The organism is Telluribacter sp. (genome assembly GCF_035998675.1).
Classification (GTDB): domain Bacteria; phylum Bacteroidota; class Bacteroidia; order Cytophagales; family Spirosomataceae; genus Telluribacter.
In genome coordinates, this window is the sequence record NZ_DASYHI010000020.1 from 920,019 (window position 1) to 942,279 (window position 22,261).

General features: G+C 49.3%; 16 protein-coding genes and 2 CRISPR repeat arrays (1 of these 18 running past the window's edge). Of the genes, 10 read left to right on the plus strand and 6 right to left on the minus strand.

What is annotated here, in order from left to right:
- Nucleotides 1–7 precede the first annotated feature (7 nt).
- Nucleotides 8–2,497 carry a bifunctional UDP-N-acetylmuramoyl-tripeptide:D-alanyl-D-alanine ligase/alanine racemase gene (locus VGN67_RS18115; RefSeq protein WP_327488266.1) on the plus strand — a complete coding sequence of 830 codons (2,490 nt, stop codon included), beginning with the start codon at nt 8–10 and terminating at the stop codon, nt 2,495–2,497.
- A 394-nt stretch (nt 2,498–2,891) separates the two neighbouring features.
- A complete protein-coding gene (locus tag VGN67_RS18120; protein ID WP_327488267.1) occupies nt 2,892–3,386 on the plus strand; it encodes a ferritin-like domain-containing protein in 495 nt (164 codons plus the stop codon).
- A 75-nt stretch (nt 3,387–3,461) separates the two neighbouring features.
- On the opposite strand, the gene VGN67_RS18125 is transcribed toward VGN67_RS18120, so the two are convergent.
- Nucleotides 3,462–4,928, minus strand: coding sequence for a glycine--tRNA ligase (locus VGN67_RS18125; protein WP_327488268.1), 1,467 nt, complete (start codon nt 4,926–4,928; stop codon nt 3,462–3,464).
- A gap of 239 nt (nt 4,929–5,167) precedes the next feature.
- Here VGN67_RS18125 and VGN67_RS18130 point away from each other — a divergent pair, with 239 nt between their 5' ends.
- The gene (locus tag VGN67_RS18130) at nt 5,168–6,142 is read left to right on the plus strand and encodes a helix-hairpin-helix domain-containing protein (protein WP_327488269.1); all 975 of its coding nucleotides are present in this window, start codon (nt 5,168–5,170) and stop codon (nt 6,140–6,142) included.
- 57 nt (nt 6,143–6,199) lie between these two features.
- Here the strand turns inward: VGN67_RS18130 and VGN67_RS18135 are convergent, their stop codons facing one another.
- A complete protein-coding gene (locus VGN67_RS18135; RefSeq protein WP_327488270.1) occupies nt 6,200–6,973 on the minus strand; it encodes a TIGR00730 family Rossman fold protein in 774 nt (257 codons plus the stop codon).
- Between the two features lie 126 nt (nt 6,974–7,099).
- On the opposite strand from VGN67_RS18135, the gene rpiB reads away from it, so the two are divergent.
- Nucleotides 7,100–7,534, plus strand: a complete 435-nt coding sequence (rpiB, locus tag VGN67_RS18140; RefSeq protein ID WP_327488271.1) for a ribose 5-phosphate isomerase B — start codon at nt 7,100–7,102, stop codon at nt 7,532–7,534.
- Between the two features lie 22 nt (nt 7,535–7,556).
- Here the strand turns inward: rpiB and VGN67_RS18145 are convergent, their stop codons facing one another.
- Nucleotides 7,557–8,966, minus strand: coding sequence for a hypothetical protein (locus tag VGN67_RS18145; protein WP_327488272.1), 1,410 nt, complete (start codon nt 8,964–8,966; stop codon nt 7,557–7,559).
- A gap of 242 nt (nt 8,967–9,208) precedes the next feature.
- Between VGN67_RS18145 and rbfA the strand changes: the two genes are divergently transcribed.
- The 6 genes from rbfA (at nt 9,209) to VGN67_RS18175 (ending at nt 16,534) form a co-directional block, all read left to right on the plus strand.
- Nucleotides 9,209–9,598: a 30S ribosome-binding factor RbfA gene (gene rbfA, locus VGN67_RS18150; protein ID WP_327488273.1), complete on the plus strand. Its 390-nt coding sequence runs from the start codon at nt 9,209–9,211 to the stop codon at nt 9,596–9,598.
- 18 nt (nt 9,599–9,616) lie between these two features.
- Nucleotides 9,617–10,846, plus strand: a complete 1,230-nt coding sequence (locus tag VGN67_RS18155; protein ID WP_327488274.1) for an ABC transporter permease — start codon at nt 9,617–9,619, stop codon at nt 10,844–10,846.
- A 60-nt stretch (nt 10,847–10,906) separates the two neighbouring features.
- Complete coding sequence (locus VGN67_RS18160) at nt 10,907–11,599, plus strand: DUF4919 domain-containing protein (protein WP_327488275.1); 693 nt, start codon at nt 10,907–10,909, stop codon at nt 11,597–11,599.
- A 194-nt stretch (nt 11,600–11,793) separates the two neighbouring features.
- Nucleotides 11,794–14,382 (plus strand): M1 family metallopeptidase, encoded by a 2,589-nt coding sequence (locus VGN67_RS18165; protein ID WP_327488276.1) that lies wholly within the window; start codon nt 11,794–11,796, stop codon nt 14,380–14,382.
- 249 nt (nt 14,383–14,631) lie between these two features.
- Nucleotides 14,632–16,035, plus strand: coding sequence for a Gfo/Idh/MocA family protein (locus VGN67_RS18170; protein ID WP_327488277.1), 1,404 nt, complete (start codon nt 14,632–14,634; stop codon nt 16,033–16,035).
- Between the two features lie 70 nt (nt 16,036–16,105).
- Nucleotides 16,106–16,534, plus strand: a complete 429-nt coding sequence (locus tag VGN67_RS18175) for a hypothetical protein (protein ID WP_327488278.1) — start codon at nt 16,106–16,108, stop codon at nt 16,532–16,534.
- Nucleotides 16,535–16,717: 183 nt separating this feature from the next.
- Nucleotides 16,718–17,015: direct repeats of the CRISPR family, unit length 30 nt; unit sequence ATTTCAATTCCAGTAAGGTACTATTGAAGG.
- A 21-nt stretch (nt 17,016–17,036) separates the two neighbouring features.
- On the opposite strand, the gene VGN67_RS24575 is transcribed toward VGN67_RS18175, so the two are convergent.
- The 3 genes from VGN67_RS24575 to VGN67_RS18190 all read right to left on the minus strand — a co-directional run bounded on the left by VGN67_RS24575 (nt 17,037) and on the right by VGN67_RS18190 (nt 18,352).
- Nucleotides 17,037–17,459, minus strand: a complete 423-nt coding sequence (locus tag VGN67_RS24575) for an integrase core domain-containing protein (protein WP_327488279.1) — start codon at nt 17,457–17,459, stop codon at nt 17,037–17,039.
- On the minus strand, nt 17,416–18,015 hold the full coding sequence (locus VGN67_RS18185) for a hypothetical protein (protein WP_327488280.1): 600 nt from the start codon (nt 18,013–18,015) through the stop codon (nt 17,416–17,418). Before VGN67_RS18185 ends, VGN67_RS24575 begins: the two co-directional genes overlap by 44 nt.
- A 142-nt stretch (nt 18,016–18,157) precedes the next feature.
- Nucleotides 18,158–18,352 carry a hypothetical protein gene (locus tag VGN67_RS18190; RefSeq protein ID WP_327488281.1) on the minus strand — a complete coding sequence of 65 codons (195 nt, stop codon included), beginning with the start codon at nt 18,350–18,352 and terminating at the stop codon, nt 18,158–18,160.
- Nucleotides 18,353–18,446: 94 nt separating this feature from the next.
- Nucleotides 18,447–22,261: a CRISPR direct-repeat array (repeat unit 30 nt; unit sequence ATTTCAATTCCAGTAAGGTACTATTGAAGG); it runs 1,312 nt beyond the window's last position.

Genomic DNA, 22,261 nt, shown 5'->3' on the forward strand with positions numbered 1-22,261 from the left:
GGTACCCATGCGTCTTATTGAAACTACCCCTTCCCACATCCGGACCTCGGCTCAGCACTTGCTTACCGATAGTCGCCAGCTTAGCTTCCCCGAACAAACCCTTTTTTTTGCCATCCGGGGTGAGCGGCACGACGGCCACCTGTTCGTAGCGGACCTGTACCAGCGGGGCGTGCGGGAATTTGTGGTGGAGCAGGAAGCTGTACCCGCCGCATTAAAAGCGGAAATAGAAACCTGGCCCGACGCCACGGTATGGGCAGTACCCAGTGCCCTGCGGGCTTTACAGTACCTGGCCGCGCAGCGTAGGGCCCAGCACACAATACCCGTAGTTGGCATAACGGGCAGCAACGGAAAAACCATTGTGAAAGAATGGCTGACCCAGCTACTGATGCCGGATCACTACGTAGTGGCCAGTCCCAAAAGCTATAATTCGCAGGTAGGGGTGCCGCTTTCGGTGTGGCTGCTGAACGAAAAGCATACGATTGCCTTGTTTGAGGCGGGTATTTCCCGGCCGCACGAGATGGAGTACCTGCAGCCCGTTATTCAGCCTACTGTCGGCCTATTTACCAACATTGGTACCGCTCATGATGAGGGCTTTCGCAGTCAAAAGCAAAAAATAACGGAGAAACTACGCCTGTTTACCAAAGCTGACAAGCTGATTTACCGAAAAGACTATACCGCAATTGACGAAGAAGTACGCCTGATTCTTAGCTCCGTCAATCCGGGCCTGCAAACCCTGACCTGGGCGACCTCCGCCGCCACGGCGGGCGGTCCGTCCGATGTACAGGTACAGCTTACGCCCGGTCCGGAAGGAGTACTTATTCAGCTAATGGGTACCTTGGGCGAGCATACATTCACCAGCCATTTCCGGGATGAGGCTTCCCTCGAAAACCTCCTCCACTGCCTGGTATTCCTGCTTGACCTGGGCCTGACCCCGGATGCCATCCGGGAGCGAATCAAACGGCTAAGGCCGGTTTCCATGCGGCTGGAACTCAAGGAAGGCATTAATCGCTGCTACATTATTGACGATAGTTATAACAACGACCTGCAGGGGCTGACCATGGCCCTTAATTTTCTGGCGCAGCAGGAGCACCGCAGCCATAAGGTGGTCATCCTGTCGGATGTACTGCAGGCCGGCCAGCCCGAGCAGGACCTATACGGCCAGATTGCCCGGCTTCTGCTGGAGAAAGGCGTCCAGCGGCTGATTGGAATCGGGCCAAAAATGCAGCAGAACCAGCAGCTGTTCCATCTCTTGCCGGCGTCTGAATTTTACGGAGATACGGCTACTTTTCTGAATGCGTTCTCCTTTCCGTCCCTGACGGAGAGTGTAGTACTGGTAAAAGGGGCCCGTTCTTTTTCATTTGAACAAATCATCAACCGGCTTCAGCAGAAAGTTCACGGTACGGTACTGGAAATAAACCTGGACGCGCTCACCCACAACCTCAACTACTACCGCGCCAAGGCCGGACCCCAAACCAGGATAATGGTTATGGTAAAAGCCTTTGCCTACGGAAGCGGCAGCGCCGAAGTCGCTAACCTGCTGCAGTTCCACCGGGTCGACTACCTGGCGGTGGCCTACGCCGATGAAGGGGTAAGTTTGCGTCAGAATGGAATCACACTCCCGATCATGGTCATGAATCCGGCCCGCCCCACCTTCGACACCCTGGTACAGTATACTCTGGAACCTGAGTTGTACAGCCGCCGCATCCTGACCGACTGGCTCGACTACCTCAACCAGCACCCGGATAACGGTGCGGCTCCCGCCGTACACCTAAAGCTCGACACCGGTATGCACCGGCTGGGATTCATGGAAAACGAAATTGATTGGCTCCTTGGGCAGCTTCGGGCCCAGCCAGCCTTAGAGGTCGCTTCCGTATTCAGCCACCTGGTGGGTGCCGACGAAGGAGAGCACAATTCTTTTTCGCGCCTGCAGTACGAGCGTTTTGTCCGGGGAGCGGCCCTGATTGAGGAAGCCCTGGGACGACCCGTGGTAAAGCACCTGCTCAATTCGGCGGGTATTGTCCGCTTTCCTGAGTTCCGGCTGGACATGGTACGGGTGGGTATTGGTTTGTACGGGGTGGAAGCCACCGGACAGGAACAACGCTTCCTGCAGTCGGTAGGTACCATGAAAACCGTGATTTCGCAGATTAAACCCATTCCCGCTCAGAACACGGTAGGCTACAGCCGGCGCGGCAAACTACAGCGGGATACCCGACTGGGTACCCTGGCCCTGGGCTACGCCGACGGCTACGACCGGCGTCTGGGCAATGGCGTGGGGCAGGTGTGGGTCAATGGGACCCTTTGTCCGACCGTGGGTAATGTTTGTATGGATATGACCATGGTAGACCTTACGCACGCTTCCGCCGAAGAAGGCGACGAAGTGATAGTGTTTGGTAAGGAACTACCCCTCATTGATTTAGCTGCCCGCATAGGTACCATTCCCTACGAACTCCTGACGGGTGTAAGTGAGCGGGTAAAACGGGTGTACTTCAAGGAATAAATCAACCCTTTTTCTTTTTTTAGTATATAATGAGGAATTGAGCAGGCGCTGGCAAAGCTTTCGACGCCCCTTTCTGCCCGGGCTTTGTTGTGTTTTTTCTCAGGTAGAGTACTGTATTACCCATCTTCTTCAGCGTAGTCGAAAGCCCCCGGCCCACTGGTCGACATTTGTTTCGATTGATAATCATCCATTTAACCAGCCAATCCTCCCTTTTTACTTTTTATCCGATTTGGCGCGGCCTTTCTGCCGCCTGATGGCACAGAATTTTAGCAATTAGACCCCTAGTGGGCGGCTATGTGAAAGAGTGATTAAGTAGTGATGACGTCCACGAATCAGGGAGTTTGCAAAAACTCCCTGATTTAAAAAAATTATTAAACCTTAAACCAACTAAGTTATGTCAGGCAAATTGAAGAATTTAGACGACCTGCTGGTACACCAGCTTCAGGACTTGTATAGTGCAGAAACCCAAATCATTGAAGCGCTTCCATTAATGCAGGAAAAGGCTCAGAATGAGAAACTGAAGAAAGCTTTTCAATTGCACTTAGAGCAAACCAAGAAGCAAAAAGAGCGTCTTGAAAAAATTGGCAAACTTCTGAATATTAAAATGCAGGGTGAAAAATGTAAGGCCATGGAAGGTATCATTAAGGAGGCCCAAAGCTTTCTGAAAGAAGACGCTTCTGCCGAGGTGATGGACGCCGGCCTTATTGCCGAAGCCCAGCGCGTTGAGCACTATGAAATTGCCGGTTATGGTACCGCCCGTCATTATGCCCACGAATTAGGTCACAATGAAGCGGCGGATTTGCTGAGCCAGACACTTGAAGAAGAAAAAGATACGGATGAGAAGCTAAACGATCTGGCAATCCAGCGTATTAATGTAAAAGCGGAGTAGTACTTATTCCCTTTTTATATAATAAGAGCGGCCACCTACGGGTAGCCGCTCTTTCTTGTTGAGGTAGGTACGTCTTTAAATGGCTTCCAGAATACGTTCCATAGCTACCTCGTAACCAATTTTACTTTTCAGCTCACTGATAGCTACGCGTTCCTGTTCCATGGAGTCGCGGTGGCGGATGGTAACGGTATCGTCTTCCATGGTCTGGTAGTCTACCGCTATGCAGTAGGGAGTACCTATCAGGTCCTGGCGGGTGTAGCGTTTGCCAATGGCAGCGTTGTCGTCATACACCGTCCGGAACGACGACTTCAGCGACTGCGTTACTGCCTGGGCTTTTTCGGCCAGTCCATCTTTTTTCACCAGGGGCAGCACCGCGGCTTTCACCGGTGCCAGAGCCGGGTGTAGTTTCAGGTACATACGCTCTTTCTGGCTTTCACCCTCTCCTACCGTTTCACGGGTATAGGCGTTGCAGAAAGTGGCCAGGAACAGGCGGTCAGCGCCCACCGATGTTTCTACTACGTAGGGTATATAGTTCTGGTTTATTTCCGAGTCGAAGTACTGCTGCTTCTTTTTGGATAGCTCCTGGTGGTTGCGCAGGTCAAAGTCAGTCCGGGAGTGGATACCTTCAATTTCGCGGAAGCCGAACGGAAACTGGTACTCAATATCCACGGCGGCGTTGGCGTAGTGGGCCAGCTTTTCGTGATCGTGAAATTTTAGACTTGCCGTGGGCAGACCAATGGCCTGGTGGAATTTCATCCGGGCTTCTTTCCAGGACTGGTACCACTCCATTTCGCTGCCGGGGCGGACAAAGAATTGCATTTCCATTTGCTCAAATTCCCGCATCCGGAACGTAAACTGCCGCGCTACGATTTCATTCCGGAATGCTTTTCCAATCTGGGCAATTCCGAAGGGTACTTTCATACGTCCGCTTTTTTGCACGTTCAGGAAGTTCACAAAAATCCCCTGCGCCGTTTCGGGCCGCAGGTAAATCATGTTGGCATCTTCGGCTACCGAACCTACCTGGGTACTGAACATAAGGTTAAACTGGCGTACGTCAGTCCAGTTGGCCGTACCCGACACCGGACATTTGATCCCTTCGGATATAATCAATTCCCGCACCCCGGCCAGGTCATCGGCACTCAGCAGGCGGCCCATTTCGTTGAGCAGGTTTTGGGCCTTCTCATCCTGTCCGGCGGCCTGGTATTCTTCGGCTTTTCCTTCAAGAAGTTGGTCGGCGCGGTAACGCTTCTTGGAATCTTTGTTGTCAATCATGGGATCATTAAACCCATCGACGTGCCCCGATGCCTTCCAGGTAAGCGGGTGCATAAATATGGCCGCGTCAATCCCTACTATGTTGTCGTGGAGCTGGGTCATGGCCTTCCACCACACCGTTTTCAGATTATTTTTTAATTCAACGCCATTCTGCCCGTAATCGTAAACAGCCTGTAAGCCATCGTATATTTCAGAGGAAGGAAAAACAAAGCCATACTCTTTGGCATGACTGATAATGTCTTGAAGTGAGGTAGCAGGTGCCTGGCTCATAAGTTGTAATCAAAAGTATTGATAAATGAAGGAATGTCTTTTTAGCTATTCAGGTACATATAAGAACCTGGAATAGCCGCAAAATTAGGCATTTCGACCGCAAACCACATTGAAGTGCAGAGTTTTTGTAAATTTGATAGAAAATAACCATTCGGCAGGGCCGTTTTCAGTCCGACCGCCCCAAGCCAACTACCCGGCTTTTTTAAAGTACCACACTATATGCTTTAATTTTTATCCGCATGTTTCGTCGCCTCCTTTATCTCATTCAGGACTTTTTTGGCATTTCACCCAGAGAGGCGCGGGGGGCATTTTTGCTTATTATTATCAGCTTTATAGCCCTCTGGACACCTACGCTATTCCGGCACGGGGTACTTCCCTTTCTGGCCGAGTCGCCTCAGGTAGTTCATCCGGTGACGCTGGACAGTGTGGCCGCTACGCTGGAAGCTACCTCTGCGGGTCCCGACGAGCCGCTTGAGGCGGTCGGTCCGCGCAGCCCCGCCACCGCTGCCCGGCCGGTACGTCTGTTTGTTTTCAACCCCAACACGGCCAGCCCGGAGCAGCTACAGGAACTTGGGGTACCTGCTTTTCTGGCGAAGCGCATCGACAACTACCGCCGCAAGGGAGGTACCTTCCGCCGAAAACAGGACCTTCGGCGAATTTATGATTTTCCGGATGACCTGTACCAGCGACTTGAGCCGTACATCCAACTGGATGCACCCCTACCTACAGGTACTTCAGAAACGACTGCGGCCATTCCCGAACGCAAAGCCCCCACCACGCTGCCGGCCGAAATTAAAGCCAGCACCCGACCGGTGGTAGTTCCGTTTGACATTAACACCGTAGATACCGCTCAACTCATCCGGCTGCGTGGCATAGGAAGTACCTTGTCACTCCGCATTGTCCGGTTCAGGGATGCGCTGGGCGGCTTTCACTCCACCGAACAGTACAGTGAGATTTTCGGACTGGACTCCCTGGCCCTGTCCGAACTGCACCGCTACGCCCGGGTCCAGAGCGGAGTTCAAAAGCTGAATATCAACACGGCTACCGCCGAGGAACTGAATCGCCATCCGTACCTGAGAAACCGGCGGCAGAACGAAGTCATAATCCGGTACCGTGAGCAGCACGGTCCTTACCAGACACCCGAAGATTTAAAGAAAATAAAGGTACTTGACGAGAAGACAATAAATAAAATAGCGCCTTATCTGGCTTTTTGAGAAGCTATTCATCAGATGACACCGTGGCCATCCGATGAATAAGTTGATTGAGAAGTATCAGAAGTTAGGTTTCAGCAAGTACTTGGAGTAGAACTCGTCAATAACCCGAACGGCTTCATCAGGCGTGTCAACTACGCTGAAAAGTTTTAAGTCTTCCTTGCTGACGGTAGCTTCCAGGTCCAGCAAAGTACCCTGAATCCAGTCGATCAGTCCGGCCCAGTAGCTGCGCCCCACCATTACAATCGGGAACCGGCCGATTTTTTTAGTCTGGATCAGCGTGAGTGCCTCGAAGAGTTCATCCAGGGTACCAAATCCGCCGGGCATTACAATAAAACCCTGGGAGTACTTGACAAACATTACTTTACGGACAAAGAAAAAATCAAAGTTGATATTCTTGTCGGGGTCAATGTAGATGTTGCTATGTTGTTCAAAAGGTAGTTTAATGTTCAAACCCACTGATTTACCGCCCTGCTCATAAGCTCCTTTGTTACCGGCCTCCATGATACCCGGTCCACCGCCCGTTATTACTCCGTACCCATGGCGCACCAGTTTGGCAGCGATCTCCTCGGTGATGGTATAGTAAGGATTATCGGGTTTGGTGCGGGCCGAACCAAAAATAGATACGCAGGGACCAATCTTGGCCAGTTTATCAAAACCTTCTACAAATTCGGCCATTACTTTAAAGATCACCCAGGAATCGGCACTCTTGATCTCGTTCCAGTTGCGGTCTTCAAATGCTTCTTTTATTCGTTCCTCATCTTCCGGAATCGTCGGATTCAGGAGGGAAATATCCACATTGGCCGGTCCCGGATCTTTTAATTCTTCATTCATATTTGCTGATGCGTTTAATTATACAATTTCAAGTCCGTAACTTTACGTTATGTTTCGGTAAAGCCGGATAGTTACAACGTTAATGTAGCCATTTTAGTTATTTAGACTATACAATATAACCATAAAATGAAAAAAAAGATTGCCATAGGTGCCGACCACGCCGGATTTCCGTACAAGCAGCCTATTACGGAGTGGCTTGAAAAAAATGGCTATGAGGTAACCGACTACGGTACCAACGGCCCCGAGTCAGCTGACTATCCGGATTTCGCCCATCCGGTGGCCAGTGCCATTGAAAACGGAGAATTTGAGAGAGGGGTACTTTTGTGTGGAAGCGGGCAGGGAGTATGTATGACGGCCAACAAACACCAGGGTATCCGGGCGGCGCTGGTGTGGGACCTGCCCCTGGCCGAACTGACGCGCCAGCACAACAATGCGAACATTATCTGCCTGCCGGTACGCTTTATTGAACTGGATAACGCCCTGGCCTGCGTTGAAAAATTCCTGACTACGGACTTTGAAGGCGGTCGCCACCAGACGCGCGTGGGTAAAATGATTTGCTAAACCGGTAGTAGTAGCGCAGCTCTTACCCTATTTTTTCATAGATACCCTTCCATTTGCTGGGCCGGTAGCGGCTTTTCAGTGCTGGTACCCGCACAAACAGCTTGGGCATAATATTCTGCTTGTCAATGATGTACTCTGGGGGGTCCTGCCGGAAGTTGTCGTATACGTGAATAACGCTGTCGAAGTTGTCCAGGTTCTCGAGATCGTAGCTGGCCAGGTCCCAGTTCAGGTAAGGCGTGGCCGAAAAATTATTGATGTACTCGCCCTCGTCTTCGCCCAGTACCAGTATATGCTTCCCCTCAATTTCGCTCGGCAGCAGGGCGCTTTTGGCCCGCAGGTTTTCCAGTCGGCCCGCCGACAACTGTGGTAACAGGTCAAGTACCCCCTGGTACTGAATGAGCAGGATGCCCCCCATCACGAACAGAAAAATAAACTCGGCCGCCCACTGCTTTTTAAAGCTCTGGAAGTAGTAGGTAGAAAAGAACGTAGCGGCGGGTATAAATATGACAAACTGCATCGGGGCCAGGTACTGCATGAGCGGTATGGTCAGGATGGCCGTAAAAAACCAGATGGCCATGATTTGCTGCACCCGTGACTGGTAGTTGACAAAGCGGGCGGCGGTAAACAACCGCATAAAACCAAGTACCCCTACCACCAGCGGTATCAGCAGCGACACCAGCAGGGACGAAAAATCATTGAGATTATACTGCTTCACCTGAAATACCGAGGTAAGCAGGTTGCGGTTGAGGCTATAGATGCCGTCGTTGAGGTAGAAGTAAAGTACCACCATCAGCAGGGGAAAGGCCGAGCCAAAAAAGCCCAGCAGGTAGTGCCGGAAAGTAGCCCCCGTATAAAAAAGCAGGGAAACCGAGGCCCAGACCACAAAGACCGACGCCGGCAGGTAAAACAGCGTGGCTATGCCAATGTACATACCCAACTCAAAAACCTCGTTGGTTACCTGACGGCGGGTTATCAATTTGACCATAGTACCAAAGGCCAGCAGCAGGAAAGTAGTGGCCATTAGCATGGGCGACAGTGTAGCCAGGTCAAACGAGATATTCAGCAGCAGGGCATAAATGGCACCCGGAACGTAGCTACGCTCCGAAAACAGCTCCCGGGAATGGATAACGTAGTTGAAGTAAATGATCTGAAAAATAGAAAGTACCGCCGCAATGGCCTGAAAAGCCAGTTGGGACCGCCCCACCAGGGTATCGATAGTCCAGTAAACCAGCCCCGAAAAAGGGCTCACGTTGTCCCAGATGTCACGGTACAGCATAAAGCCCCGGTTCATCTGCTCACCTACCAGCATCCAGTTCAGTTCGGGAACCAGCAGCGGTACATCGCTCCACAAAAAAGGTAGCCGCAGCAGCAAAAAAAACAGCACCAGGCTGATATTCTGATATACGGCGTTAACTCTAAAAAAACTTAGCAAAGCAGTTCGGGGTTATTACGGATGCGAATTGTTTTACGAATTTACACCCCAGGCTCCCACAAAAACAAAATAAGTATGGATATTTGTATTAATTAAAGAGTAGTACGGTTACTGAAGGGGACAGGGCCTGGAATTTTTCTAAAGAAGCGACGGAGCTACCGGCTTTTCAAATCAGGGCATCGTCCCGGTTTATTTTGATCGCTTCTCCACCTGCTACCTCCTTTCACTATATTTCAAAGAGAATGGAATCCAAAAGACAACAAAAAGTAGGCCGCCAGGTACAGAAAGACCTGGGTGATATTTTTCAGAAGGAAGCGCGGCACCTGATCAACGGCTCGTTTGTGACGGTTACGGCGGTCCGGATGACCCCCGACCTGGGTATTGCCCGGGCTTATCTGAGTTTTTTGCCCGAAAAAAACAAGCGCATACTCCTGGAAAGTATTCAGGAAAATGGGCGCTTTATTCGTCAGAAACTGGGGGAAAGGGTACGTCATCAACTTCGGATCGTACCGGAGCTGCAGTTTTTTATTGATGACACGGCCGAGTACGCCGCCAAAATGGACGCCCTGTTTGCTAACCTGGACATCCCGCCGGCTACCGACGAGGACGAAAGAGAAGACGACACCAATTGACCGGCCCGTATCAGGACTATGAACCTCCCCTTTCGGATTGCGCGCCGGTACTTTTTGTCACGCAATAAGCGAAGTTTCATCAGCATTATCGCGCTCATCGCCATGGTGGGCGTGGGCGTAGGTACCATGTCTATGGTAGTGGTACTTTCCGTATTTAACGGCATGGAGGACCTGAACCGTCAGATCTTTAAAACATTCGACGCGGATATAAAAATAACTCCGGTGGAAGGACGCCGCTTCGCGGTGAGTGATTCGCTGCTGAAGGCGGTACAGACCACCAACGGGGTGTCGCTGGTCACGCAGGTGATTGAAGATAACGCCCTGGCCCGCTACAACGATCTGCAAACCATTGTCCGCCTCAAGGGAGTTGACAGTACTTTTGAGCAAAGGGGGCAGTTGGACACCGCTCTTATTGAAGGTTCACTGCGCCTGCGCACTCCCAACGGTACCCAGTACGCGGTAATTTCGGAGGGTGTACGGAATTCGCTCCTCATTTCGTTGGAAGATTACCTGACCCCGCTCGAGCTCTGGTACCCGCGCAACGACCGCCGGACCCTGAATCTCACCGCTCCCGATGCCTTTAACCAGGTGTCGGTTCGGCCGGGGGGGACTTTTTTTATTGAGAGCCGTTACGACGATTACGTCATAGCGCCCTTATCGGTGGTGGCGTCGCTGCTGCAATACGACAATGAGCGGACGTCCCTTGAAATTCAGTTGAAACCCGGTGCCACGCCCGGCAGCGTACTTCAGCGCCTGAAAAAAGCCATCGGTCCGGACTTTCTGGTTCAGGACCGGGACTCTCTCAACGCTGATTTGCTGCGGGCCATCCGGGTCGAGAAACTGTTTGTTACCATTACGCTTTCCATGATAATTCTGGTGGCGGCTATCAACATTTTCTTTTCGCTGAGTATGCTGGCCATTGAAAAAAAGAGTGATGTTGCCATGCTGTACGCCATGGGCGCTACGCCTGGTTTGGTAAGGCGTATATTCCTGGCCGAAGGAGCCATAGTAGCCCTTACGGGTGCCGTGGTAGGTTTGCTGGGCGGAATTGGACTATGCTGGTTACAGCAGCAATACGGGCTGGTTTCTATGGGCATGGTTAGCTCGCTGGTTGATGCCTACCCCGTTAAACTGGACCTGGGCGATGTGCTGCTGACCGGCCTGATTATTATATTAATTACCATAACGGTATCTTACATTCCGGCCCGTCGGGCAGCCAAATCGGGTCAGTTTGTGCGGGTAGGGTAATTGAATATCTTTTTGAATTACAAATTTGACAAACCATCACGACTAAATTAACATAGCTCAATGATCAAGAAATCTTTTCTTCTCTTTATTATTTCTACTCTGTTTGCTCATTCATTATTTGGACAAATTCAGATTGATTTGAATAAAATAAAAGAATTGACTCGCGACTCAGCATCAGCCTACTACTATAAAACATTAGAAACTGAGTTCATACATTATCCAGAATCTATAACTATGGAGCGGGCCTTATTCCTTTACTATGGAAGGTTATACTCCGCTAATTATAAATTATTTTATACTACTGCCGAAGAATCCCACTTTCTGAGAGCTTTAAAGAGTAAAAACATTATAAAGGCAGCGCAAATAGGGGAAACTATAATTGCAGGTGATCCAGCCAATCTATCTGCCCTTTACCAGTTAGCAGGTTGTTATAAAAAAGCAGGCAACGAAGTCCGTACCAATCATTTAATTACAAGAGTAAACATACTATTAGAAACCATTTTAGAAAGTGGAAGTGGAAAAACTGCGGATGATGCCTGCAAGGTAGTTTCAATTGGCGATCAGTATGCTATTATGTCAATTCTGGGTTATAACGGAGCATTCAAAGGTTCTTCTCAGAAAGGAAAAACGGGGACATCAATGATTGAAATATGGGAATATAAAGACCCTAAAACAAAAAGCACTTCTAAATTTTATTTTGACCTGCTAATGAATGTGGAAGATGGACTAAAGCATATTAAATACCCTGATTGATAAATTTTAAATAATTAAGTATACCCAAACATCTGTAATAAACATCTACTGCGCAAGGTAAGTTTAGTACTTGGAAAGCTGAAGCTATCGGATAGATATTCTTATTAGGCAAAGGCTTTGCTGCCACAATTGCAAAAAAGACCCACTAAATCAAGTAATACCTCTGCATATGATTGTTAAAACGAACCAACCGAATGAGCGATAAAGAGTGTACCTGGTTCAAAACCGTAGTTTTTTTCCTGATGCTGGGCCTGCTGGTACCAGCGGGTCAGGCGGCTGGCCTGACGCTGACCCCGGCCGATACCACGAGGCGGGTACCCGGTGCTGTATCAAAACAAGGCCCCTACCGCCCCGCCCGGACCCTGAAAAACGATATTATCCATACCAAACTGAACGTGCAGTTCGACTGGCTCCGGCAGCACGTGCTGGGCAGCGCGGTTATTACCTTTAAACCGTATTTCTTTCCCCAAAGTACCCTTGAACTGGACGCCAAGGGTTTTGATATTCACAGCGTATTCCAGATTGACACGCTCCGTCAGTACGATTCGCTCTCCCGGCGTACCGTACTGGAACCCATTATTGATTCCCTCGACTATACGTACGACCGTCGGAAGATGACGATTTATCTCAAGCGAAACTATACCCGAAAGGATACCCTGTACGTCCAGATCAATTATACGGCCAAGCCCAATGAGCAGCCCCGGGGCGAACCCGACGACCACCCTACCGACAAGGGCCTGTACTTTATAAACGCCGACGGACTGGACGAGGGAAAGCCCCGCCAGATATGGACCCAGGGCGAAACCGAAGCCAACTCGGCCTGGTTTCCGACGGTGGATGCTCCCAACGAAAAAATGACCCAGGATTTCTATATTAAGGTAGAAGGTAAATACAAAACCCTGTCGAACGGACAGCTCATCAGTAGTATACCCAATGAAGACGGTACCCGTACCGACCACTGGAAACACACGCTTCCACACGCGCCCTACCTGGCCATGCTGGCCGTCGGCGACTTTGCCGTGGAAAAGGAAACCATGCCCAACGGTCTGGAACTGAGCTACTACGTGGAGCCAGAGTACGCTTCGCACGCCAAAGCCATATTTGGCCGGACCCCCGAAATGATTGCTTTCTTTTCCAATACGTTCGGAATTGAGTTTCCGTGGGAGAAATACGCCCAGATTGCCGTGCGCGACTTTACGGCCGGGGCCATGGAAAACACCACCGCCACGGTTCACGAAGAAGGCGTACAAACCGACACCCGCTCGCTGGTTGACGGTAACTCCGACAACGTAATTGCCCACGAACTGGCCCACCACTGGTTTGGGGATTTGGTTACCAGTGAAGAATGGGGCCAGCTACCCCTGAACGAATCTTTTGCCAACTACTCAGAGTACCTCTGGAACGAATACTACAAGGGCGAAGACGAGGCCGACTGGCAGAACCTGCAGGAAATAAAGCAGTACCTGGCCGAGTCGGACCAGAAGAAAGTCCCGCTTATAAGGTACTTCTACAAGCACCGCGAAGACATGTTCGACAGCCACTCCTACGCCAAAGGAGGCCGTGTTCTGCATATGCTCCGCAACTACGTAGGTGACGACGCTTTCTTCCTGGCGCTGCAAAGGTACCTGAAAGCTCACCGCTTTGGAACCGCCGAAATCAACGACCTGCGCCGGGAATTTGAGGCCGTAACCGGTGAAGACCTCAACTGGTTCTTTGACCAGTGGTTTATGACGCCGGGCCACCCGGTCATCAAGGTTGAGCAGGAATACGCCGGAGCAGCGGGCAAGCTTCGTCTGAAGATAAGCCAGCTACAGGATACCCTGGCTACCGCCGTGTACCGTTTGCCCCTCAAGGTAGACGTGTGGGTGAATGGTCAGAAAAAGCAGCATGAGGTTATTATCAACAAGTCCCGGCAAACGCTGGAATTCCCCGTTGCCAAACGCCCGGACCTGGTCGTATTTGACGCGCAGGCGCAGCTGTTGGGTACCGTTGAGCACGAAAAGAGTCGCCCGGAGTGGGTATACCAGTACTACCATTCGGATAAATTTGCCCACAAGTACGAAGCCTTGACGCAGCTGGAAGGCAAGCTGACCGACTCCACGGTGCGGCACGTCATGATGCACGCCATGACCGACCCCTTCTGGAAAATCCGTCAGGTGGCGGTTTCCAATTTTTCCGAATACGATGGGGTGGAGTTTGTGGAGGCCGAACGGCAGGTGCAAAGCCGGGCCCGCGTGGACCCCAACTCGCAGGTACGTACGGAGGCCATCCTGACCCTGGCTTCCTTTGGTGACAATGCCAACGACCCCCTCTTCCGCGAGGCCCTGAACGATACTTCCTACCTGGTAGTATCGGTAGCCCTGGACGCCTACCTCATCGGACGACCCGGCGACGCCGATGACATAACCGCCCGCTTTGAAAATTCGCCCAACGACGCCATCGTAACCGCCATAGGTAACTACTTTGCCGGACTGGCCAAGCCCGATCGTTTTGAATGGTTTCTGGAAAAAATGAAGGATATGAAGCCTTCGGACAAGTACAACTTCCTGCAGGTTTTCGGCAAGTACCTTATCAAATCTCCGTCCGACGTACAGCGCCGGAGCGTTCCGATTCTGGAAAGTCTGGCCCGCAACAGTCCGGCTTACTTCGTCCGGTTCGGGGCGTACCAGGTACTGGGGCTGCTTACGGATATTCAGGGAGTGGCCTCCATCCGGAAGGACATTCGCACCAGCGAGCGCGACGCCAAGCTGAAAGAAATGTACACGCAGATTGGGGAGTTTTAAAGTTGCTGAACTTTGATTTATTTCAAGGAGGAAGCCCGGGGTTTCCTCCTTTTTTTTAGTAAAGTACTTATGTTTCCTGAAAACAGCCGGACCTTTGGATTCAAAGTACCTGGCTATTCAAGTAAAATACCTTGATCTGTGCCTTATCATAGTACCTGCCCGCGACCTACGGATTTTCTTTTTCCCAAATAAAAATAGATAATAAAAAAGCTAACGGCTTTTCAACCAACTTTTTAAAGCTCTTTTCCCATGAAAGATTTCCTCAAACGCCGCTCCTTTCTGAAAGCCACCGCGCTGCTGGGCTCGGCCCTGGGCCTGCCCGCTATTTCCAAAGCCAACGATTCTATTGAGGATCAGATCCAAAGTACCACCTATGTACCCAAAGCCGCCGGTAAGTCGGTAATTGGCCTTAAGGTTGCTCCCATGCAGCAGGTACGCATTGGTATAATCGGGGTAGGTAACCGCGGCACCGGCCACATGAAGCTGGTGCACGGCTGCGGCGACAAGGCCCGCATCGTGGCCATTGCGGATATCCGGGAGAAGTACGCCAACCGGGCCAAAGAATGGCTGGACAGCAAGGGCGTAAAAGATGTGACCTACTATACCGGCAAAGAAGATGCCTGGAAAGAAATGGTCAAGCGCGACGACCTGGACCTTGTGATTGTGGCTACCCCCTGGGAAGACCACGTACCCATGGCCGTTTATGCCATGCAACAGGGCAAACACGCGGCCGTGGAGGTACCTGCCGCCTATACCCTCGACGACTGCTGGAAACTGGTTAATACCGCCGAGCAGACCCAGCGCAACTGCATGATGATGGAGAACGTCTGCTACGGCGATGAGGAGCTGATGCTGCTCAACATGGCCCACCAGGGGGTGTTTGGTACGCTTACCTACGCCGAATGCGGCTACATACACGACCTGCGCGAGTCGCTCCTGAGCCCGGACAACTACTACAACCAATGGCGGATCAAGCATAACGAAACCCGCGACGGCAACCTGTACCCCATGCACGGCCTGGGGCCGGTGTCGCAGTACCTGGGCATTGACCGCGGCGACCGCTTTAACCACCTGGTGTCCATGAGCTCGCTGGAAGCCAGCCTCAGCGAAGACTCCACCACCCTGGCCAAGCCCGGCAACCCGTACTACGGCAAAAAGGGCTTCAAGCACGGTGATATGAACAATACCCTGATCAAGACCCACCTGGGTCGTACCATTCTTATTCAGCACGATGTCGTAACCGCCCGCCCCTACAACCGCATCAACATGCTGGCGGGTACCAAAGCCTTCCACGTAGGGTACCCCAGCCGGATTTCCATCAAAGGCCAGGATAGCCACAACTACCTGAAGGAAGCCGAGTACAAAGCCGTCAAGGAGAAGTACACCCACCCGATCTGGAACAAGATGAAGGAGGAAATCGCCAAAAACGGTGGCCACGGCGGTATGGACTTTGTGATGATGTACCGCATGATCGACTGCTTCAACCGCGGTATGCCGCTGGACATGGACGTATACGACGCCGCCTCCTGGTCGGCCGTTACGCCACTGTCGGCGCTTTCCATCAAGGGGGGAAACACACCGGTGAAGTTTCCGGACTTTACCCGCGGCCGCTGGAAGGAAGACCGACAACTGGGTATGCTCGGGCCATTATAAAAACCCGTACAGCCATTGCAACCAATAAAAGGTTTGTCAGGTCTTACCGGCAAACCTTTCATCTTTTTGTATGAAAAAGCTATACTTCTTTCTGTTAATCGCTATCGCCACGGCCTGCGATTTTGAAACCACCCGGCCCGCTTCCCTGGCCAGCCTCGAAGGCGCTTACCGGACCAACGGTTTTCTGGACCCGCTCTGTATCGCTATTTCGGATGAGAGCCAACTACCCGCGCTGGAAATCAGGAAACAGAGCAACGGCGACTATAAAATTACCCGTACCACCTTTATTCCCCAGAAAGACGTACAGACCCTATCCCCCGTCCGGGCCGAAACCAGCGCCGATACGGTAAAGCTTTTCTACCAGAATAAACCCGTAGGTACCTACGTATCGTCGAAGTGGTACAACGGCAAAAATGAGGTCATATCGCCGGTACTGCGGGTTTCCTACAACAACACCCAAAAACAGGAGTTTTTCTACTTTGCGGGGGTGAAGCGGTGAATTGCAATGACCAGTGATCAATGAACAGTGACCGGTAATTTAGTAGGGAAATAATTATTACTTCTTACCGTAGCAGCAGCCGTCTTATCTTCCGGATAAGGCGGCTGTTTTTTTGCGGTGCCTTTAATAGTAGTAAGGTGTAGAAGGTGTTCGACTGCCTGCGCTACCGGCAGTGGCGGGCGCATTTCAATTCCAGTAAGGTACTATTGAAGGTGGATACACCGGTGATTGCGGTGGTGCAGGGTAACGAATTTCAATTCCAGTAAGGTACTATTGAAGGGACGCAGGGCGCGCTCAATCACATCCTCAATGTAGCATTTCAATTCCAGTAAGGTACTATTGAAGGTATTTCTACTTCCTGATCATTTACGCGGCCGTAACCATATTTCAATTCCAGTAAGGTACTATTGAAGGGGGGAAATATTTCGGGAGAAGCTGGCCGCTAAACTGGATTTCAATTCCAGTAAGGTACTATTGAAGGTATGGATGTTGTACCGACCCCCTAATTATTGGACAAAATTCCTAGGTTTAAGGTTGGAACTTTTTGTTGCTTTTGATGCATGTCTACTCCTCTCTGTAAAAGGAACCGATAGGGGCTTTTGTACCCTATACCCGAGTGGATTCTCTTATAATTGTAAAACTTTTTGAATCGATCCAGCGTCTCCCCAGCCTGCTGGAGGCTATCGAACTCGTACCTGCGGCAGACAGCCCGCTCTAGAATACTATGATACGCCTCAATGTGGGCGTTCTGTTCCGGAGTGGCAGGTTTTGTGAACTCCTGAACTACTTTCCTTTCCCGGAAATACTTTTGTACCATCTCGGCCACAAATTGACTCCCATTGTCATTTCGCACATAGATGTGCAAGGGAAGGGAATAGTTCTCAAAAATCGTATCGAAAAGGGCCACTACGTCCTGTTGGCGCATGTTCCATTTGATCGTATGCCGCCACGGGGCGCCCCGCCAGGTTCCACCGGCTGAATACGTCCAGAGCCGTCAGCACCTGGGCATTCCTACGCTTGCCCTGAATATAGATATACTTGATATCTAATTCAAGGTAGGTGAATTCTGCCTGCGGATCAGGCACCAGCTCCTTTACCCACTGGCGCTTGCTGCGGTTAACAATGCCTCGATTGACATACAGCAGGTTGTTTTCCCTCATCAGGCGATACACCGCAGCGGCGGCCGCTTTTTTAGGGTTGATCAGGAAATTCATCTCTTCACGCAAGTAAACTGTTGTCTTTAAATAGCCATAATCGACGAATTCCAGGCCCAGCAGTAGCTTGATGTCTTTGACTACGGTGCTATCAGGCTCATATTCTCCGTTGCTTTTGTAAGTAACAGTTGTACAGTATCTTCCGGCCTTTCGGCTGGTACATCTGGGTCTATAATAGAACGAACTCCGGTTAATCTGACAGACCCGCAGCACCAGGCTCTTGCGCAGCCCTGCTTGCACACATTCCTGGGCTACCAGCAGACGCACCGAACGAACTAAGGACTTTTTTTTAGCAGCTCATTCTGTACCCGGATCACCAGCTCCTTCTCGGCCACCAGCATCTTTAAGGCATGATTCTCCTTTTTCAGCCGATCAAGCTCTGGGTCAGGCTTGCTACTTTGCTTCCTGATTAATCCTTGTTCTCCCTGCTGGTCAAACTGGCTCTCCCATCGCTTCGGCGCTCCGATTGTAAAGAGTCGTACTTGATATACCCGTTTGGCGACTGCTTCGGCAGTCCGATAGCTTTGCTAATGCCTTCCTGCTTCAAAAGCCGGACTGCTTCCAGTTTTTCAGCAAGGCTCCATGTTTTCTGATGTTTGTCCATAATACCGTAAATTTAAAACTTAGTTCACGGAAATTATGTCCAGTCTATTAGGGGGTTGAGAAGTTGTATTCTTCATTTGAAATCAATTACAGGTATTTCAATTCCAGTAAGGTACTATTGAAGGAAGTACCTTCCAGCTTTTCAGGTACCTAAGTACCCCATTTCAATTCCAGTAAGGTACTATTGAAGGTCTTTGTACTCATCTACTGAATTAAGTCCTAATGTATTTCAATTCCAGTAAGGTACTATTGAAGGTAGAAGTACTCACTCCTAAACCGTCCTTTGTTGTACATTTCAATTCCAGTAAGGTACTATTGAAGGCGTGGTGTATCGGTTTCAAGTCTGACTGCCTTATTTATTTCAATTCCAGTAAGGTACTATTGAAGGTCCTGCCTGAACATCAGCATGCGGTAGAAGAATACCATTTCAATTCCAGTAAGGTACTATTGAAGGTTTTAGGAGCTTTTGGAAGCTTCTTTTTCTTCATTGATTTCAATTCCAGTAAGGTACTATTGAAGGTAAGGATAGATTAAGCTATAAGAAAGATTTAAAAATATTTCAATTCCAGTAAGGTACTATTGAAGGAGCGTCTACGGTTACCGCTGTAGCTCCGTTCATAAAATTTCAATTCCAGTAAGGTACTATTGAAGGCGGCCGTTACCTTCAGGTCGCCGGTCATGGGTATTTTAATTTCAATTCCAGTAAGGTACTATTGAAGGGTGGCTGTCAAGGGACTGCTGTACGAGGACGAAGAAGTATTTCAATTCCAGTAAGGTACTATTGAAGGGCCGACCGCGCTGATACCGCCCGTGGTCTTAACCTATTTCAATTCCAGTAAGGTACTATTGAAGGATTGCTCAGGAGTTTCAGAAGGAGCTGCGATTCATATTTCAATTCCAGTAAGGTACTATTGAAGGCCCGAGCAGCAATGGATCTATCGCACCGAAGAGCTCAATTTCAATTCCAGTAAGGTACTATTGAAGGCGGCCCCGCGCAGGTACTTGATCAGCATGGTCTTGTATTTCAATTCCAGTAAGGTACTATTGAAGGTATACGAACGGTCAATAGTCTGGGTGCTTCTTTGTATTTCAATTCCAGTAAGGTACTATTGAAGGCATAAAGCTCTAACTCTCTCATATTTTTTTGTTGTTATTTCAATTCCAGTAAGGTACTATTGAAGGTCTATTTTTAATTAACCAACAAACCCCTACAATACCCAATTTCAATTCCAGTAAGGTACTATTGAAGGATAATCATGGAAACATCGGATAGCTCACTGGGTGTGCATTTCAATTCCAGTAAGGTACTATTGAAGGTAAGATTAATAGGCTTTGTTATGCTTAAATGGCCTATTTCAATTCCAGTAAGGTACTATTGAAGGGCTTTGTGTGCCTCGTAAAGGCTATTTTCCCCAGCCATTTCAATTCCAGTAAGGTACTATTGAAGGTTCATTATCGCCAGATGCCATATTTACAGGAAAGATATTTCAATTCCAGTAAGGTACTATTGAAGGCTTACTGAGTTCTTTTTCATAGGTAGGGATGGTTACTATTTCAATTCCAGTAAGGTACTATTGAAGGTGGCGAAAATTAACGAAATTCATTCTGAGAGGGTAATATTTCAATTCCAGTAAGGTACTATTGAAGGTTGATGTAGTACAGAGTTTCACTCATGCTGCGGATTTCATTTCAATTCCAGTAAGGTACTATTGAAGGGGAGGCCACTGCGCTCAGCCATCTCCTGCAGGTACTTATTTCAATTCCAGTAAGGTACTATTGAAGGAAAAGTTCCTCGGGTACCTTGGAAGATCTCTCCAATATTTCAATTCCAGTAAGGTACTATTGAAGGAGGCTGGTCCTGCGGTCCATGCGGGCGGCTGCCTTCATTTCAATTCCAGTAAGGTACTATTGAAGGCTTCGAACTCGATCATCTGGTTTGACGAGTACCACAAATTTCAATTCCAGTAAGGTACTATTGAAGGTTCTCCCCCTCCCCCGCACCCCCACCCTCCGGTTTATTTCAATTCCAGTAAGGTACTATTGAAGGCTGTGGCTACTGATGACTTTGCCAGGCACCTGGGGAATTTCAATTCCAGTAAGGTACTATTGAAGGCCCGGGCTCAATCAGCCTGGTATTTTACATTCAATCATTTCAATTCCAGTAAGGTACTATTGAAGGCAAACCTGTAACACCAAGATCATGAACGAAAATTTATTTCAATTCCAGTAAGGTACTATTGAAGGTTGCTGGTTTTGGTGGGCAGGGTGGTCAGCGTATCGCATTTCAATTCCAGTAAGGTACTATTGAAGGCAGTTCGACAGCGTAGAAGAGCTGGCCGACCAGACCCATTTCAATTCCAGTAAGGTACTATTGAAGGGGCCGCGGGAAAACTCTCTCCGGAGCAAGCCTACAAATTTCAATTCCAGTAAGGTACTATTGAAGGACTCCGGAGCGAAAAGCCCAGCTGGCCAGCCTGTACTCATTTCAATTCCAGTAAGGTACTATTGAAGGACCAAACAGTCCCACACCAACGCCCTGCTATGGCATTTCAATTCCAGTAAGGTACTATTGAAGGACATGGCCAACAAGGTCAGGATGAGCAAGTACATCGATTTCAATTCCAGTAAGGTACTATTGAAGGTTCGCCGGCTTCCTCTATTTGCCGGTCCAGCTCCTCGATTTCAATTCCAGTAAGGTACTATTGAAGGTCAGATCTGATACCGGGTTAGCGGCTATATGGGTAATTTCAATTCCAGTAAGGTACTATTGAAGGAGCGGTATGAGTACTTAAAAAAACACCGATGGTCCATATTTCAATTCCAGTAAGGTACTATTGAAGGTCAGCGCCTCGCGCAAGGTGCAGGCTGATTTGCTCCATTTCAATTCCAGTAAGGTACTATTGAAGGAGGAGCTTTTCGGCTCCGCGCTGGAAGTAGGCTTCCAATTTCAATTCCAGTAAGGTACTATTGAAGGATGCAGCATGGCCAGGTGGAGCCGCCGATGGAATCGCATTTCAATTCCAATAAGGTACTATTGAAGGCGATGTACTACCAGTCGCTCTATGACCTGATGAAGAAATTTCAATTCCAGTAAGGTACTATTGAAGGCAAACGCAGAAGCCTTTCCTGAGCCAGACGGATATATTTCAATTCCAGTAAGGTACTATTGAAGGTCGCGCTTAAGATAAGCGAAGTGTACAAAGTCAGTCTATTTCAATTCCAGTAAGGTACTATTGAAGGTTGGCAGTCGCTTTACAACCGGGCCTGCCCTGGCTTTATTTCAATTCCAGTAAGGTACTATTGAAGGTTCATTTTCAACTAAACACAACAATATAATTGCTAATTTCAATTCCAGTAAGGTACTATTGAAGGCCCAGATGGACCTTAATAACATGCCCTGGACGACAGCATTTCAATTCCAGTAAGGTACTATTGAAGGGTTAAAGATAACCTTAAGGACCCTGATAGCTTCGAATTTCAATTCCAGTAAGGTACTATTGAAGGAGCGGGCTTCGGCTGACCTGTTCCTCCAAATTTAATTTCAATTCCAGTAAGGTACTATTGAAGGCATGATAGAGGGTGGGGTAATTAGTGGCTGTTATTCGTATTTCAATTCCAGTAAGGTACTATTGAAGGCGGCTCTCAATGCGGCTCCGGCAACTGCAACAAGCACATTTCAATTCCAGTAAGGTACTATTGAAGGCTTGTTTTGATTCGGCGGTGAAGCTCTCCATCTCGAAATTTCAATTCCAGTAAGGTACTATTGAAGGGATGCGCAGCGTCTTGGTAAATTCCTGACAGACGAATTTCAATTCCAGTAAGGTACTATTGAAGGGCCGAAATGGCTAAGGTGTTCAATCTGGATTGTGAGATTTCAATTCCAGTAAGGTACTATTGAAGGGGTCTTTAA

Coding starts and splice junctions, on each gene's coding strand:
- VGN67_RS18115 (WP_327488266.1), top strand. CDS start 8: ATGCGTCTTATTGAAACTACCCCTTCCCACATCCGGACCTCGGCTCAG.
- VGN67_RS18120 (WP_327488267.1), top strand. CDS start 2,892: ATGTCAGGCAAATTGAAGAATTTAGACGACCTGCTGGTACACCAGCTT.
- VGN67_RS18125 (WP_327488268.1), bottom strand. CDS start 4,928: ATGAGCCAGGCACCTGCTACCTCACTTCAAGACATTATCAGTCATGCC.
- VGN67_RS18130 (WP_327488269.1), top strand. CDS start 5,168: ATGTTTCGTCGCCTCCTTTATCTCATTCAGGACTTTTTTGGCATTTCA.
- VGN67_RS18135 (WP_327488270.1), bottom strand. CDS start 6,973: ATGAATGAAGAATTAAAAGATCCGGGACCGGCCAATGTGGATATTTCC.
- rpiB (WP_327488271.1), top strand. CDS start 7,100: ATGAAAAAAAAGATTGCCATAGGTGCCGACCACGCCGGATTTCCGTAC.
- rbfA (WP_327488273.1), top strand. CDS start 9,209: ATGGAATCCAAAAGACAACAAAAAGTAGGCCGCCAGGTACAGAAAGAC.
- VGN67_RS18155 (WP_327488274.1), top strand. CDS start 9,617: ATGAACCTCCCCTTTCGGATTGCGCGCCGGTACTTTTTGTCACGCAAT.
- VGN67_RS18160 (WP_327488275.1), top strand. CDS start 10,907: ATGATCAAGAAATCTTTTCTTCTCTTTATTATTTCTACTCTGTTTGCT.
- VGN67_RS18165 (WP_327488276.1), top strand. CDS start 11,794: ATGAGCGATAAAGAGTGTACCTGGTTCAAAACCGTAGTTTTTTTCCTG.
- VGN67_RS18170 (WP_327488277.1), top strand. CDS start 14,632: ATGAAAGATTTCCTCAAACGCCGCTCCTTTCTGAAAGCCACCGCGCTG.
- VGN67_RS18175 (WP_327488278.1), top strand. CDS start 16,106: ATGAAAAAGCTATACTTCTTTCTGTTAATCGCTATCGCCACGGCCTGC.
- VGN67_RS24575 (WP_327488279.1), bottom strand. CDS start 17,459: ATGCGCCAACAGGACGTAGTGGCCCTTTTCGATACGATTTTTGAGAAC.
- VGN67_RS18190 (WP_327488281.1), bottom strand. CDS start 18,352: ATGGACAAACATCAGAAAACATGGAGCCTTGCTGAAAAACTGGAAGCA.